Genomic DNA, 15,120 nt, shown 5'->3' on the forward strand with positions numbered 1-15,120 from the left:
TCCATGGCCAGCTCACCCGCCACGCTGTTGATCGTTGACGACGAACCCCAGGTTCGCAAGTTGCTGGAAACCCTGCTGCAGCACGAGGGCTACCAGACCCTGAGCGCGGGCACCGGCGAGGAAGCCCTGCTTAGGGTGGCCGAGCAGCCGCCGGACCTGATCCTGCTGGACATCATGATGCCCGGCATGGACGGTTACGAAGTGGCTAACCAGCTCAAGGGCAACCCAGCCACCGCGACCATACCGATCATCATGCTCTCGGCCTTGAGTGAATCGAGTGCGCGCCTCAGCGGTCTGGAGACCGGCGCAGAGGAGTTCATCAGCAAACCGGTGGATCGTGTCGAGCTGTGGCTGCGGGTGCGCAACCTGCTGCGGCTCAAAGCCCATGGCGACCAGTTGAAACAGCACAGCGCGATGCTCGAACAACGCCTGCAACGGCACCACGATCAAACCGCACGCTCGAACGTCTACGACTACGACCCGGTGCGCCAGGACCTGGAAAACGCCTTGCGCCAAACGGTGCAGCGCCAGGCGTTCGCCTTGCATTACCAACCCAAAGTGCACGTGGGCAGCGGTGAAGTCTGTGCCCTTGAGGCCCTGCTGCGTTGGGACCGGCCCGACTATGGGCCGGTGTCCCCGGCGGTGTTCGTGCCGATGCTGGAAAGCCTCGGCCTGATTGGCCAAGTCGGGCATTGGGTGATCGAGACTGTCTGCCGACAGATAGCGGCCTGGCAGCGTTGCGATATCGGCGCGGTGGAGGTGTCGGTGAACGTCTCCGGCCATCAATTGATCGAGGGCGATATGATCGCAGAGATAGCCGACATACTGGCCGGCACCGGGGTTGCCGCCCATTGGCTGGAGTTGGAAATCACCGAAGGCACACTGATGGAGAACACCGCGCACAGCATCGTCAGCCTGCAACGCTTGCGTGCCATGGGCGTGAAAATCGCTATCGACGACTTCGGAACCGGCTATTCCAGCCTGGCCTACCTACGGCGCTTTCCCATCGACACGCTGAAAATCGACATTGCCTTTATCCGCGAAGTAACCAGTAACCCCCAGGACGCCGCGATTGCTCGGACCGTCATCCAACTGGCCCACAGCCTGGGCTTACTGGCGGTGGCCGAAGGCGTCGAAACCCAGGCGCAGTGGGCATTTTTGAAAGAGGCCGGTTGCGATCAGCTCCAGGGGTATCTGTTCAGCCGGCCGTTGCCGGTGGACACGCTGGAACCCCTGTTAAGGAGGCGTTTGAAGTGAATGAGAAGTCAGAGATGCCCGATGTCGCCATCAGCGCCCTCTTCATCCGCTTCGATCAGCGGCACCTCGGCGTCATCCATCAATGAACCGGGGTCTTCGTTACCTGGGTCGTTGAGTTCTTCATCCGGTTGATGAGCCATGACCGTCTCCTCTAACTAGCCGCCCTGGGTGTCGATGTCGGCGTCGGTTTCAGGCTTGGGCTCGCGCTCGGGCTTGAAGTCGGGGCTGTAGTCGTTGTCCTTGGCCTTAGGGTCGGCGGCAGGCTTGGGGTCCTTAGGGGCATCGGCGGCGGTGCCGGGTGCCGGCTCGCCACCGTCGATGGCGGGGTCGTTACGGTCGCTGACTTGGGGATCGTTGCTAGTGCTCATGTTTCACCTCTGTACAGTGATTGGGTAAATACAGCCTGCATAGACATAAGGTGCTGCGCCCTGCCCCGAAGTTCCGCCGGATTGCTTAACCGCCTGGGTTGTCGACCTGGATATAGAACGCATAAGCCCCCAGCAGAATCCAGAACACCATGAAAATCCACGGCGTGCGCACGGAAAACAGCAGGGACTTGCGATAGCCCTTGTGGGACGACTCGCGCTCGGAAAACAGCGGCGACTCGTCATAGGCCAGGCCCATCACCGGTTCGCTGTGCAGCAGTTGGCTCTGCTTGAAGTGCCAGTGATCAATGATGTCATACGCCGCGCGGATGCCCGGCCAGGCGTTGAGCGAGCTGAGAATGCCCAGCAGTGCCAGGAACAGCGGCACGATCAGGGTAAACAGCTTGCCCCACTCTGGGTTGAGGTTACCCATGCCTGATACGAAGGCGATCACCAGGAACGATTGGGCGGTGAGGTAAGCGTCGGTGCGGTTGGCCAGGATGGAGGTTTCGTACTGGATCTCGCGGCGATAGAAGTCCAGGCGGTCCTTGGGCGAACCGAAGATCTTTGCGTTGTGTTCGCTGTGGTCGTTCAGCGCCGCTTCCGGAGTGTGGGGGGAGATGATTCTGGGCACGGGGATGGTCCACGGGGTGTATAGACCCCGTTAGAGGAACAGGCCGTGTGGGGAGTTCAAGTTTGTTGTGCACCGGGTTGGTGCGCGGCGTGTTTGTTGAAGGTGGGGTGCACCTTTCTGGGTGGCTGGCGGAGCGCCGCTGCGCAGCCTGGCGCGAGCAGGCTCGCTCACTACGCGGGCGGATGTGTTGGAAGGTGGGGTTTCGGCACAGGCATTGCTTTATGGATTCATCTGTTTGGAAACAGGAGCATTCGTTACCCCCCGACCCAGAGCCGACATCCTGAGAAAGTAAGGACCAGGCCCGCTGGCACCTCGCGCCACGGGCTCATAAAAACATGCGTTGTTCAAACGGCAGTGCCGCTCGCGCATCCCAAGGCACTGACAAGGTACCGGAATGGCTCGATCTTTCTTTGATGAGATGAATGACGCAAACGGCGTGTGCCGTGCGCATTATCAGGATTTCTCCCGCTGGCTGGCCAATACGCCGCCGGAACTGCTGGCCCAGCGTCGTCGTGAAGCCGATCTGCTGTTTCACCGCGCCGGAATCACCTTCACCCTGTATGGCGACGAACAGGACACCGAGCGCCTGATCCCTTTCGACATCATCCCCCGCAGCATCCCTGCCAGCGAATGGCGCGTGATCGAGCGCGGGTGTATCCAGCGGGTCAATGCGCTGAACCTGTTCCTCGCCGACATCTATCACGATCAACGCATCATCAAGGCCGGGATCATTCCGGCGGATCAAGTGCTGGGCAACGAGGGTTACCAGAAAGCGATGGTCGGGCTGGACCTGCACCGCGATATCTACTCGCATATCTCCGGCGTCGACCTGGTGCGCGATGGCGACGGCACTTATTACGTGCTTGAAGACAACCTGCGTACCCCCAGCGGCGTGAGCTACATGCTCGAAGACCGCAAAATGATGATGCGCCTGTTCCCAGAGGTGTTCGCCCGGCAGCGCATCGCGCCGGTGGATCACTACCCCAACCTGCTGCTCAAGACCCTCAAGAGTTCCAGCCGCCTGGACAACCCCAACGTGGTGGTGCTGACCCCAGGCCGCTTCAACAGCGCATTCTTCGAGCATGCCTTCCTGGCCCGGGAAATGGGCGTGGAACTGGTGGAAGGCGCCGACCTGTTCGTGCACGACCTGAAAGTGTTCATGCGCACCACCGACGGGCCCAAGGCGGTGGATGTGATCTACCGCCGTATCGACGATGCGTTCCTCGATCCGCAGGCGTTCAACCCCGAATCCATGCTCGGCGTGCCTGGCCTGGTGGCCGCCTATTGCGCCGGCAACGTGGTACTGGCCAACGCCATCGGCACCGGGGTGGCCGACGACAAGTCGATCTACCCCTATGTGCCGGACATGATCCGTTTCTACCTGAATGAAGAACCGGTGCTACAGAACGTGCCGACCTTTCAGTGCCGCAAACCGGCGGAACTGTCTCACGTGCTGGCCAACCTTGAGCAACTGGTGGTCAAGGAAACCCAGGGCTCAGGCGGCTACGGCATGCTGGTCGGCCCGGCATCCAGCGCCGCCGAAATCGAAGACTTCCGCCAGCGCATCAAGGCCCGCCCCCACGCCTACATCGCTCAACCGACCCTGAGCCTGTCGACCTGCCCGACCTTTGTGGAAAACGGCATCGCGCCGCGGCATATCGACCTGCGCCCGTTCGTGCTGTCGGGCAAGGAGACCCGCCTGGTACCGGGCGGGCTCACGCGGGTGGCCCTCAAGGAAGGCTCGCTGATCGTCAACTCGTCGCAAGGCGGCGGAACCAAGGACACCTGGGTGGTGGAGGACTGAATCATGCTGAGTAGAACCGCCGCAGACCTGTATTGGATGTCCCGCTACCTGGAGCGCGCCGAAAACCTGGCGCGCATGCTCGAAGTCAGTTATTCGCTGTCGCTGATGCCCCAGGCCGGGCGCAGCGACGGCTTGGACGAACTGGCCATGTCGTTGCTCAGCAGCGGCACCTTAGACAGCTATCTGGAACGTCACACCCAACTGGACGCCGAGCGCATGCTGCACTTCTTCGCCCTTGACGAAGAAAACCCCGCCAGCATCTATAACTGCCTGCGTGCCGCGCGGGGCAACGCCCATGCGGTACGCGGACGTATCACCGCCGATATGTGGGAGAACCTCAACGCCACCTGGCTGGAAATGCGCAGCATCGCCGCCGGCGGCCTGGGCCGACACGGCATCAGCCACTTCTGTGACTGGGTCAAGCAGCGGTCGCACCTGTTTCGCGGGGCAACCTCGGGCACCATTATGCGCAACGATGCCTATCGCTTCATCCGCCTGGGCACGTTTGTCGAGCGCGCTGACAACACGTTGCGCCTGCTGGATGCGCGCTATGAGATGTTCGGCGAAGAATCGGAAGAAGTCAGCGACCTCTCGGCGCGCGGGTATTACCAGTGGAGCGCCCTGCTGCGCGCGTTGTCGTCGTTCGAAGCCTATACGCAGCTGTACCCGAACGCGCTGAATGCCCGCTCGGTCTCGGAGTTGCTGTTATTGCGCAGCGACGTGCCGCGTTCACTGCATGCCTGTGTCGAGGAACTGAACCACATCCTCGCCGACCTGCCCGGCAGCTACGGGCGCACGGCGCAACGCCTGGCGGCGGAGTTTGAAGCGCGGCTGCGCTACACCGGGATCGATGAAATTCTCGAAGACGGCCTGCACAGCCGCCTTACGGAGTTTATCGACACCGTGCGCGAATTGGCGCGGGCGATTCACAGCTCCTATCTCGAAGTGGTCTGAGGGCTCAGGGGCGGCCCAGGAAGTCGAGCAGCAGCGCATTCACCTGCGTGGCCTGCTCGTTCTGGATCCAGTGACCGCAGTGGGGCAACACATGCTGCTCCAACTGCGGCACGCAGTCGGGCATGCGTTTGAGTGTGTGGGCTTCGAAGACACCCACCGGATCGCGGTCGCCGATCAGGAACAACGTCGGCTGCATCACCTGCCGCCCGGCCAAAAACTCGGTGCGCTGCCAATTGCGTTCGAAATTGCGGTACCAGTTCAACGGGCCGCGAAAGCCATGTTCGGTAAAGGTCTGCACGTACACATCCAAATCTTCTTGGGAACACCAACCGGGCAGCGGACCCGGCACAGGCACGCCTTCAAGCAAGGTGGCGTCGGCAGGTTTTTGCTGGAGGAACACATCCTGATCCTGCATAAACAGCCGCAACGTGCGCTCGATATCGGCGTTCAGTTCGCGCTCGGCCACTCCAGGCGCCTGGAAATACAGAATGTAATTGAAGCGATCGGCATACAGCTCGCGCATGATCTCGATCACCGGCCGGCGCGCACGCCCGGCAAACGGTACCGACATTGTGATCAAGCGGGTGATGCGCTCAGGCTCAAGCAATGCCAAGTGCCAGGCCACCACTGCGCCCCAGTCATGCCCGACCATCACCACCTGGGTATGCCCGAAATGATCCATGGCCTGTTGGATATCGGCGCACAAGGTCAACAGGTCATAGGCAGCGATCTCGGCCGGCGAGCTGGATGGCCCGTAACCGCGCATCTGGGGCACGAACACTCGATAGCCTGCCGCAGCCAGGGCCGGGATCTGTTCGCGCCAGGAGTGCCAACATTCGGGAAAGCCATGCAGCAACCAGATGGGCGCGCCATTTTCCGGCCCGGCGATATGCACGCACAGTTCAATACCGTTGACCTTGAGGGTGCTCCGCTGGCTATCGTTCATGGTTGGCTTCCTTGTAATGGCCCAGAATGCGAGGAAAGAGTGAGGGAGGTGCGGGATTTGCACCAGCATCATTTGCGCCAAATGCTCGGTCATCAGCGCCGCTCGGGGGCTGATAGCCAAGAACCGGGGTGCATCAGGTCAGGACGAAATTGCCCACCAGCTCGGCAACAACGGCCGTACCCGCGCCTCACCGAAACGATCGTCGATCAACATCACCACGCCTTGGTCCTGCTGGCTGCGGATAACCCTGCCGGCTGCCTGCACGACTTTTTGCAGGCCTGGATACAGATAGGTGTAGTCGTAGCCTGAACCGAAAATCGCGGCCATGCGCCGCTTCATCTGTTCATTGACCGGGTTCAGTTGCGGCAGGCCCAGGGTGGCGATGAATGCGCCGATCAGGCGCGCACCGGGCAAGTCGATACCCTCGCCAAACGCGCCGCCGAGCACGGCGAACCCCACCCCTTGGCTATGTTCGGTGAACTGGTCGAGAAAGCCCTGGCGCTCAGCCTCGGCCATGCCCCGTGACTGCTGCCACAGTGGGATATGCGGGTGCTGTTCGGCCAGGCGCTGCGCCACTTGTTGGAGGTAATCGAAGCTCGAAAAAAACGCCAGGTAGTTACCGGGTTGCTGCGCGAATTGCTGGGCGATCAGCTCGACGATGGGGCCCACCGACGCCTCGCGATGCACGAATCGGGTCGAGATCTCATCGACAATGCGCACCCGCAATTGCTCGGCCTTGAACGGCGACGCCACGTCCACCCACGCCGTGTCCGCAGGCAAGCCCAGCAAGTCGGCGTAGTAATGGCGCGGGCTTAACGTGGCGGAAAACAACACGCTGCTGCGGGCAGCGGTCAGTCGTGGGCGGATGAACTCGGCGGGCACCACATTGCGCAGGCACAGGATCGAGCTGCTGCGCTTGCCGCCCAAGGAGCGTTTAGTGATATCGAAGATGAAGTGTTCGGTGAACAACTCGGCCACTTTGGCAAATTGCAGCGCGTCAAAGTAAAAAGCTTGCAGGTCGCCGGCCAGGGCTTCGGGGTGATCGTTGAAGTAATCGCCCATGGCACTCGCGCACAGGCTCAAGGCGCTGAGCATTTTATCGGGCCTGGCGTCATAAGCCTGGTACGGCGCCACTTGCGCCTTGTGCAGCGCGTTCCACTCGCGATTGAGGCGCTGCAAAGGCTTTTTCAGGGCCTCGGGCGCCTCGTCGCGCAATGTCTTGAGGCGGTACTGATCAAGGCTGGCGCTGTACATCCCGCGCGCGCGCTCCACCAGGTTATGAGCTTCGTCCACCAGTACCGCGGCGCGCCATTGGTTGAGCTGGGCGAGGCCGAACAGCATGGCGCCGAAGTCGAAATAATAGTTGTAGTCGGCTACGACCAGGTCAGCCCAGCGCGCCATTTCCTGGCTCAGGTAATACGGGCAAACGTTGTGGGCCAGGGCGACCTCACGCAGATTGCGCTGGTCGAGCAGCCGTAGCTTGGCCGCAGCGCTTCGTGCGGCGGGCAAGCGGTCGTAAAAACCTTTGGCCAAGGGGCAGGATTCGCCGTGACAGGCTTTGTCCAAGTGCTCGCAGGCTTTGTCCCGTGCCACCAGTTCCAGCACACGTACATGCAAGTCCGGGGTGCGGGTGAACAGCACCTGGGCGGCATCCAGAGCAAGCTTGCGCCCAGGGGTTTTGGCCGTGAGAAAGAACACCTTGTCCAACTGCTGCGGCGCCAACGCCTTGAGCAGCGGAAAAATCGTGCCGATGGTCTTGCCAATGCCGGTGGGCGCCTGGGCCATCAGGCAACGGCCGGTGCTGACGGCTTTGTACACCGACTCGGCCAGAACCCGCTGGCCGGGGCGAAAGTCGGCATGGGGGAAGCCAAGGTTCTGCGCCGCGCGGTCGCGCGCCTCTCGGTGATCCATCTCCCGCCGGGCCCAATCCAGAAACAGCGCACATTGCTGGTTGAAGAACGCTTCCAGGGCGTGGGCCTGGAAGCGCTGATTGAGCAGGGTCTCGCCCTCGCCAACGATATCGAAGTAGACCAGCGCCAGATCGATCTCTGTCAGCCCCAGTTTCTGGCACATCAGCCAGCCATACACCTTGACTTGAGCCCAGTGCAGTTGGCGATGGTTGGCGGGTTGGGCGTCGAGGTCGCCGCGGTAGGTTTTGACCTCTTCCAGGCGCTGGCTGTCCGGGTCGTAGCCGTCCGCCCTGCCCCGCACCTTGAGCTGCCGGTACTCGCCTTCCAGGGCCACTTCGTTCTGATAATGCGGGCTGCGGCGCGACGCCACGGTGCGGTGGCCGACGATCCCTTCCTGGGCGCTGGGCGACGGGGTGAAACGCAGGTCCAGGTCACCGACCTTGGCGGTGAACTCACACAAGGCACGCACCGCCACGCTGTAACTCAAGCCGGTTGCTCCGCCCAGCGCACGTAGCAGACCGTGACCGGCATCTGGTATTCGCCACAGAACTCCAGCCAGCGCAGTTGGTTGTCTTGCAGGCGGTCGCCGGGGCCTTTGACCTCGATCATGCGGTAGGTTTTTTGCGCCGGCCAGAACTGGATCAAGTCCGGCATGCCAGAGCGATTGGCGCGGATGTCCAACAGCAAGCGCTCGAACCAGTAGCGCAGGTGGGCGGCGGGCAGGCATGCGAGGGCTTGCTCCAGCAGCTCTTCGCTGAGCAGGTTCCAGAACACGAACGGCGACTGGATGCCCCATTTATCGCGGTAACGCTGGCGAATGGTGGCTTTGTAGCGCTCGTCCTGCAGTTGCTCGAAACAGGCGGCGAACAGCGGTGCGCGGCGTTGGTGGAAGTCTTCACTGTGCAGGTCCACCGGGCCACGCTGGAACGGGTGGAAAAACGCACCGGGCAATGGCGCGAAAATCACCTCCCAGCACAGCAGGCCGAACAGGGAGTTGATCAGGCCGTTTTCCACGTAATGCACTGGCGCGTCCGGCGCGCTGAGATGGGCCTGCACGCAGTATTCAACGGACATCAACGGCTCGGGCAACGCCAAGTCCAGGTCCAGGCGCGTGACCGGACGCGGCTTGGGTTTGGGCAGCGCCGGTTCACCCAGTTTGCGCCGCAGGCGCGGCACCACACGCAGCAAGTGCTGCTGTTCGGCGGCGCTTTCCGGTGCCTGCTGCGCGGCGCTGGCCAGGGCCAAGGCTTGGACGTAATCCTCCTGGCGTTCCAGTACGCGGATCAAGCGTGCGCGGGCACCGGGGTAGGTGCAGGCGCGGTAGATCTGCTGCGCCAGCGCCAATTCGGCGCTGCGTTCACAGGATTGGCCCACCTGGAACAACAGTTTGGCCCGACGCTTTTCCAGCCACGGGTTGTCGGTACGCAGGCTGGCGATCCGAGCCAGGACCTCGTCCACGGCCTCGCCGCTTTCAAAGGCGTGCTGACACTGGTGCAGAAACAGATAGCCGTGTACGTCGTCACGGCTGCGCAGGCCACGGGACTCGGTGCAGAACTCGACTTTTTCATAGGTGTAGATGCCCAGGTCCGCCAATACGAATTCGGACCAGTCCTGATGCAAATTGCCAAAGAACATCAGGCGCAGGCGGTCGCACAATTCCATCACCGTGAGGCTGTACAGCGTGTCGGGCAGGTCCGGGCACCACTGCGCAAAACTGCGCGGCTCGTTGAATCGCGCAGTCAACCCTTCCAGCCAGTCGGCTTTCTTGCCTTTGGGTTGTTCGATCCAGGGTTTGAACGCACCCAGCAATTCACTCTTTTGCAGCAGCGCGAACAGCTCCTCAACGGCCAGCAGACAGTGGCCGTCCACCCAGCCCAGCGCCAATAACGGCGCAGCGGCCGCATGGGGGCAACCTATCTCGACATAGTTGAGTTTGCCGCCACGAAAGTGCACGCCTTTGCGCATCACCATACGTACCAACAGAGCCTGGGACGCCTGCGGCAACCTGTCGAATTGCTGAATGAAATGCTGTTCGTCAGTATCGAGCAAATCGGCATAGCGCTGCCCCAGCCAATGCAGGACCTGGCGGAAGTTATGCAGGTAGTAGAGCGGATCGTCGAGGGGGTTGGCCATGGCGCGCGGAGATCAAATACTGGTTATGCATACAGAGTGCCGTTGCCGTGGCTGTGTTGCAATCGGTAATAGATAAATGGCGCACGCAACTTTTTGTATAAAAGTGATCTGATGGGGAAGCCGATGGCGTAACATTTATACCCCGCTGCGTCTGGCGCGGGACTTTTCAAGGTTAAAGGTAAGGGTTATGAACATGAAGAATCTGGGTCTGCCGCTGGTTGCGCTCACTTTTCTGGCACTGGCCGGTTGCGCCACGCAAACCGTCGTCACTTTGCAAAACGGCACGCAATACCTGACCAAAGACTCACCTAAAACCAAAACCGCAGACGGGTTCTACGAATTCACCGATATCGCCGGCAAGCGCATCCGCGTCAAAGCCGATGACGTGGCCACCGTCCGCAAAGAAGACTGATCCCAACGCGCAAAAGCGCCAGTCTGAAGGAAAGCACACTGTGGAAGGGGGACCAAGGTGGGAGGGGGCTAGCCCCCGGTAGCGCCCAACCAGCCCCCTCCCTGCCCCTTCACCCGATCACAACCCCCTCCCCCAACACCCCGCTAACGCCCACCAACGTCACCGAGTCCGCCCCGAAACTGAACACCGTATCCCCACCCACCACCTTGGCGTGATCACGGTAATCCCCGCTGCCCGCCACACCCTGGAACACGAGTTTATCCGTCGGCTGATAACCGATAATTCGATCCTGCCCAAACTGGCCGCTGAACAAAAAGGTGTTATGCCCGCTGCTGTCGCGGATTGTGTCGTTACCCTTGCCGCCTTCGATAAAGTCCGCGCCCTTGCCGCCCTGGATCAGATCATCGCCATCGCTGCCAATGATAAAAGTGTCGCCTGTGTGCGGTTCGGCGTTGCGGTTCAGGTCCTGCACCCAAGTGGTGGCCCGTGCCGGGTCGGATAGATTAGCCACGATAATCGTCGAGTCCCGGCTCATCTGTTCATAGAACCCGGACTCCAGAATGCGCCCCATGCCGTCGCCGTAGCCGGTCGGCAAGTGCGAGATCCAGGTCGGCAGATTGGCGATGGAAAACGGCAGCACATTCCACAGGGTCGAGGCGTAGTGATCGTTGAAGCTGACAATGTTGTCAGTGGTGGACTCGTGGGGTTTGTCGTGAACCCCGAGCGTCGACAGGTTGGCGGATGAGCCGTCCAAAGCGCGGAACACCGGGTCGTTTTCGTAGCCGATATTAAGCACCTTGTCGCTGACACTCTGGGTCGGTGAGGCGTAGGCCAAGTAGTTGGCGTCCTTATAGAACCCGGACCACTTGGCCTCGCTCAAGTCGGCCATGCTGTTGACCGCCAGGCCGCCGAGGCTATGGCCGCTGACCAGCACATCCTGGCCGCTCAGACCGTGGGCCGTCGCATACTCGGCGACGTTCTTGAGCAAGCCGCCGAATGCTTCGCCGGCGTAGTTCTTTGCGTAATCCTTGGGACCCAGCGCCGCAAGCAGGTCGCTCACCAGATCGCCGATGGAGTCAGTGATCAGTGTTTCCCTTGGGCCAGACGTGCCGCGAAAACCGATGCCGATTTCCTGCAACTGGCCCGCGTCATCGTACTTGCCCAGCACCTCGACCTGGGCCGTGGTATAGCCGGCCTTTTCGCCGAAGAACGTGCCCCGGGCGTCGACCTTGCCGGTATACCCGAGGGTGCTGGCGCTGATGGGCGTCCAGCCGGCCTTCTGCACCGCTTCGAGCGCGGCCTTCTCCGAATCCGGGTTCCAGGGAATGCCTGGGATCACACCCTGGGAGTCCGTACTGCCGAGCAATGCGCCGACCAGAGTAGCCGGCAAGCCGACGCCCAGGCCATTGTGCTGGTAGCCCACGGCAAAGCCGTTATCCAGGTTGTGGTAGGTATACAACGTGATCGCCATGGCATCGGCAAACAACGCTTTGGAGCCCTCGGCCCCAAGGTTTTTATAGTCAAACACGCCCATGATATTGCCTCTCTTGTTGTTAAATTTATCGAGAACGTCCATCACCCTCTAAACGCTTGTCCTGGTAGTGAGCGGGCTTGCCACAGCAAACCCGCTCTCGGCTCAGAACGCCCAGTCGAGGCTCAAGCCCACGCCATGCACCTTGTCTTTGCTCGCCAACAGGCCGTTGTAGTCAAAATTCACCCGCGCGTCCTTGCTCAACGCCAGGCTTACGCGAGCACCCACCAAGGCCGCATCACGGGCCATCGGCGCACTTTCCACGGCAAACGACGGACCGCCCGAGGCAAATGCCAGGTGTTGTTCGGCGTCCACGCTGCTCAGGTTGTGCTGCCAGCCCAAGGTGCCGGACACCTCAAGTGTCTGGTGGTCATTGACGTTGAAGGTTTTCAGGGCGCGCATACCGAGGGTGCTGAGCACCAGGTCGCGGCGGTCGTCACGGGTTTTCAGCGCGGCGGCGTCGCCTTTTTCGGTGACGCCATCGGTGTCCAGATGCACATAGGCCAAGTTGGCAAACGGCTCCAGGGCCAGCGGTTGCAGGTTGACGCGGTACGCCGCTTCGCCGAACACCTGGGTGCTGCGCGCATCGACTTTGGCTTTCTGCTTGCCAGCCACCTCACCGTATTGCAGGTCGCGTTTCACATCGGCGCGATGCCAGCTGTAGGTAGCGCCGCCGCTCAGGCGCCAGGCGCCGATCTCATGCCCGGCGTACGCACCGAAGTGGTAGCTGTCCACCGCTGCCCGCGAGTGGGTGCCACTGCCCATATTCAGCGAGGTGTCGCTGTAACCGGCGACCAAACCCAGGCGGGTGTCGTCATCCAGCGCGCCGTCGACCCCGGCGAGCATGCCGCCGATGGAGGTGGTGTAGCCTGCGGTGTCGCTGCGGCTGTCGGTCTTGCCCCACGCGCCCAGTGCCTTGACCCACACGTTGCCACGGCTGTCGACGGTCTGGCTGGTGGCGCCCATCTCGCCGTTCTGCAAGCGCTCGCCCACGGCTTCGCGCAGGTAACGGCTGTCATTGAGCAGTGCCGTCTGCAGCGCCGGGTAGATTTCACCGGACAATTGCTGGAACGCGTCCTGCGCCGAAGCGGCATTCGGCGCGGTCAGCAGGCTCTCATACACCGCATTGCCCGCCCCTAATTGCTCAGCGGCAGCCGCAACGGCGCGTTGGTTATCGGTAACCGCGGCACTGGCGAAGCTGTTGGCATTGCGCACTACATCCAGTTGCACGCCCGAGGCGGCGTAGTCCAGGGTGCCGCCGATAAACAGATAATCCGGCAGAACCGCGCCAAAGCTGCCGTTGATCCCCCCGGCGGCTTGCAGGATGTTGTATTGGCGACCGATCAGGCTCTGCGCCTGGGCGCCACTAAGCAGAGTCGGGCTGTTTTCCAGAGCCAGGGTCACAGTGCCGCCGTTGAGGGTGGCGGTACCACCGGCCACGATGCGATCACTGCTGGTAGGAGACAGTTCCACCGCATAGGTCGAGCCGGGCTCGAAGGTTACGTCACCGGCCACATTCAGCGTACCGATGGAGTTACCCGGCGCCACCGTGCCGCCGCGGGTTGCCAGCAGCGAGCCGACGCGACCGGAGCCGCCCAGCACACCGCTCTGCCCGACGGTCACAGCCGATGTTACCGAACCGTTGATCGCCAGCAGCCCCTGGTTCACCAGGGTCGGGCCGCTGTAGGTGTTGGTGCCGGTGAGCACCAAGGCGCCGATGCCCTGTTTGGTCAGGCCGCCATGCCCGCTGATGTTATTGCTCCATACATCCAGCCCACAGTGCACGTCGTTGCAGACGCGCTGGGTAGGTTTGCCGGCATCGACCACCGCGCCGATGCCCGGCAAGTCCGCAACGAACTGGCCGCTGCCATACGCGCCGTCGATACGGAATTCGGCAGGAATATCCTCTGCGGTAACGAACATTCCCGGGCCGTTGACCGCCTTGCCCAGGTTGATCATGCCCCAGCCATACAACGAGTCGATGCCCGGCGCGCCCAGATCTGTGGCGGTGGTTTTCAGCAGCGTGGAGATCTGCTCGCCATTCATATACGGGAAGCGTTCCATCAACACCGCCGCGCTACCGGCCACATGAGGCGCGGCCATGGACGTGCCGTTGAAGTTGGCGTAGTCGGAGGTGAGGTTGTCCAGGCTGGTGCCGTTGATCACCGAGCTGTAGATCTTGGTGCCCGGTGCCGACACGCAAAAACTCGCCGCGTAACCGCAGCGCGACGAGAAGGTGCTGATCACATACGGATTGGCGCTGCTGGTATCCGGGTTTTGCTGCAATGCGGCCACGGACAGCCAGTTCGGCGCGATGTCCGGCACAAAGTACGCCAGGCCCGAGATCGCGTCCGGGTTGTTGCGGTTGTAATCGTTGCCAGCGGCGAAGATGGTCAGCACCCCGCTGCGCGCGGCATTGATCGCACCGTCATAGGCCCCGCCGCCCAGGGTGCCAAGGATCGGCCGGATATTGTCGAACTGCGCCTGGACTTCGTTGACGGTGAAATTCGGATACGCCGGGTCGCGGCCTCCCTGGGCGTATTGGTCACCGATTCCGATGCCCCAACTGTTGTTGATAATGCGCGCGCCGCTGGCCACCAGAGCGTCCCAGCCGGCTTTGTAGACCGCGCCGTCGTTGCCCAGGATGATCCCGTCTTCCGGCCCAGGATCGCCGTTTTCGGCACTGATGATTTGCGCATTGAACGCCACGCCGTGCATCGGCCCGCCATCGCGGTTGCCGGCGGCAATACCGCCGACGTGGGTGCCGTGGTTGCCCAGTTTGCCGTTGGAGCCCAGGGACGGTGTGCCGTCATAGCGAAACGCGTCGCCGGCTTTGACCGGAATATACGGGTCGGTGTATTGGCGAATGCCCTCGGTGACAATCGTCACCACTTTGCCGGGGCTGGCGAACTCCGGGTGCTGGGCGTACACCGGCTGATCGAAGATCCCCAGTTTGACGCCCTTGCCGGTGTAGCCGGCGGCATAAGCGCTGTCGGCGTTGACGGCGCCCAGGCCCCAGTCGGCCTTGAATTCGTTGCTGCGCCAACTCGCCGCGTCGCCCAGCTTGCCGGTTTCCACATAAGGCGCGGCCTGGGCCGTCCCCAGGCTGGCCAGTACGGCGGTGATGACCCCTGATTTGCGTATATTCACGGTGACCTTCCTTAGTTTTCTTAT

Annotated in this window: 12 protein-coding genes; 4 read left to right on the forward strand and 8 right to left on the reverse strand. The window is 61.9% G+C overall.

Annotation, left to right across the window (positions count from 1 at the left end):
• Positions 1-3 precede the first annotated feature (3 nt).
• Positions 4-1,257: an EAL domain-containing response regulator gene (locus tag ACFZPT_RS06365; RefSeq protein ID WP_034113682.1), complete on the forward strand. Its 1,254-nt coding sequence runs from the start codon at positions 4-6 to the stop codon at positions 1,255-1,257.
• Positions 1,258-1,265: 8 nt separating this feature from the next.
• On the opposite strand, the gene ACFZPT_RS06370 is transcribed toward ACFZPT_RS06365, so the two are convergent.
• The 3 genes from ACFZPT_RS06370 to ACFZPT_RS06380 form a co-directional block, all read right to left on the reverse strand.
• Positions 1,266-1,397, reverse strand: coding sequence for a hypothetical protein (locus ACFZPT_RS06370; protein WP_256593226.1), 132 nt, complete (start codon positions 1,395-1,397; stop codon positions 1,266-1,268).
• A gap of 15 nt (positions 1,398-1,412) precedes the next feature.
• Entirely contained in the window at positions 1,413-1,625 is a 213-nt protein-coding gene (locus tag ACFZPT_RS06375; RefSeq protein ID WP_034113680.1) for a hypothetical protein, read from the reverse strand.
• A gap of 85 nt (positions 1,626-1,710) precedes the next feature.
• Entirely contained in the window at positions 1,711-2,256 is a 546-nt protein-coding gene (locus ACFZPT_RS06380) for a hypothetical protein (RefSeq protein WP_034097814.1), read from the reverse strand.
• A gap of 394 nt (positions 2,257-2,650) precedes the next feature.
• Here ACFZPT_RS06380 and ACFZPT_RS06385 point away from each other — a divergent pair, with 394 nt between their 5' ends.
• Positions 2,651-4,060 carry a circularly permuted type 2 ATP-grasp protein gene (locus ACFZPT_RS06385; RefSeq protein ID WP_034113678.1) on the forward strand — a complete coding sequence of 470 codons (1,410 nt, stop codon included), beginning with the start codon at positions 2,651-2,653 and terminating at the stop codon, positions 4,058-4,060.
• Between the two features lie 3 nt (positions 4,061-4,063).
• Entirely contained in the window at positions 4,064-5,014 is a 951-nt protein-coding gene (locus tag ACFZPT_RS06390; protein ID WP_034097812.1) for an alpha-E domain-containing protein, read from the forward strand.
• Between the two features lie 4 nt (positions 5,015-5,018).
• Here the strand turns inward: ACFZPT_RS06390 and ACFZPT_RS06395 are convergent, their stop codons facing one another.
• The 3 genes from ACFZPT_RS06395 to ACFZPT_RS06405 form a co-directional block, all read right to left on the reverse strand.
• On the reverse strand, positions 5,019-5,960 hold the full coding sequence (locus ACFZPT_RS06395; protein WP_034113676.1) for an alpha/beta fold hydrolase: 942 nt from the start codon (positions 5,958-5,960) through the stop codon (positions 5,019-5,021).
• Between the two features lie 138 nt (positions 5,961-6,098).
• Positions 6,099-8,357 (reverse strand): ATP-dependent DNA helicase, encoded by a 2,259-nt coding sequence (locus tag ACFZPT_RS06400; protein ID WP_034113674.1) that lies wholly within the window; start codon positions 8,355-8,357, stop codon positions 6,099-6,101.
• Positions 8,354-10,003: a VRR-NUC domain-containing protein gene (locus ACFZPT_RS06405; RefSeq protein ID WP_034113672.1), complete on the reverse strand. Its 1,650-nt coding sequence runs from the start codon at positions 10,001-10,003 to the stop codon at positions 8,354-8,356. The genes ACFZPT_RS06400 and ACFZPT_RS06405 overlap by 4 nt, the downstream gene beginning before the upstream one ends.
• A gap of 187 nt (positions 10,004-10,190) precedes the next feature.
• On the opposite strand from ACFZPT_RS06405, the gene ACFZPT_RS06410 reads away from it, so the two are divergent.
• Positions 10,191-10,415 carry a YgdI/YgdR family lipoprotein gene (locus ACFZPT_RS06410; RefSeq protein ID WP_034097805.1) on the forward strand — a complete coding sequence of 75 codons (225 nt, stop codon included), beginning with the start codon at positions 10,191-10,193 and terminating at the stop codon, positions 10,413-10,415.
• A gap of 109 nt (positions 10,416-10,524) precedes the next feature.
• On the opposite strand, the gene ACFZPT_RS06415 is transcribed toward ACFZPT_RS06410, so the two are convergent.
• On the reverse strand, positions 10,525-11,949 hold the full coding sequence (locus ACFZPT_RS06415) for a lipase (protein ID WP_034113670.1): 1,425 nt from the start codon (positions 11,947-11,949) through the stop codon (positions 10,525-10,527).
• Positions 11,950-12,051: 102 nt separating this feature from the next.
• Positions 12,052-15,096, reverse strand: a complete 3,045-nt coding sequence (locus ACFZPT_RS06420; protein ID WP_034113667.1) for an autotransporter serine protease — start codon at positions 15,094-15,096, stop codon at positions 12,052-12,054.
• Between the last annotated feature and the right edge of the window lie 24 nt (positions 15,097-15,120).

It is taken from the genome of Pseudomonas sp. MD330_10, assembly GCF_042610415.1.
GTDB classification, from domain to species: Bacteria; Pseudomonadota; Gammaproteobacteria; order Pseudomonadales; family Pseudomonadaceae; genus Aquipseudomonas; species Aquipseudomonas rhodesiae.

Coding starts and splice junctions, on each gene's coding strand:
- ACFZPT_RS06365 (WP_034113682.1), top strand. CDS start 4: ATGGCCAGCTCACCCGCCACGCTGTTGATCGTTGACGACGAACCCCAG.
- ACFZPT_RS06370 (WP_256593226.1), bottom strand. CDS start 1,397: ATGGCTCATCAACCGGATGAAGAACTCAACGACCCAGGTAACGAAGAC.
- ACFZPT_RS06375 (WP_034113680.1), bottom strand. CDS start 1,625: ATGAGCACTAGCAACGATCCCCAAGTCAGCGACCGTAACGACCCCGCC.
- ACFZPT_RS06385 (WP_034113678.1), top strand. CDS start 2,651: ATGGCTCGATCTTTCTTTGATGAGATGAATGACGCAAACGGCGTGTGC.
- ACFZPT_RS06390 (WP_034097812.1), top strand. CDS start 4,064: ATGCTGAGTAGAACCGCCGCAGACCTGTATTGGATGTCCCGCTACCTG.
- ACFZPT_RS06395 (WP_034113676.1), bottom strand. CDS start 5,960: ATGAACGATAGCCAGCGGAGCACCCTCAAGGTCAACGGTATTGAACTG.
- ACFZPT_RS06405 (WP_034113672.1), bottom strand. CDS start 10,003: ATGGCCAACCCCCTCGACGATCCGCTCTACTACCTGCATAACTTCCGC.
- ACFZPT_RS06410 (WP_034097805.1), top strand. CDS start 10,191: ATGAACATGAAGAATCTGGGTCTGCCGCTGGTTGCGCTCACTTTTCTG.
- ACFZPT_RS06415 (WP_034113670.1), bottom strand. CDS start 11,949: ATGGGCGTGTTTGACTATAAAAACCTTGGGGCCGAGGGCTCCAAAGCG.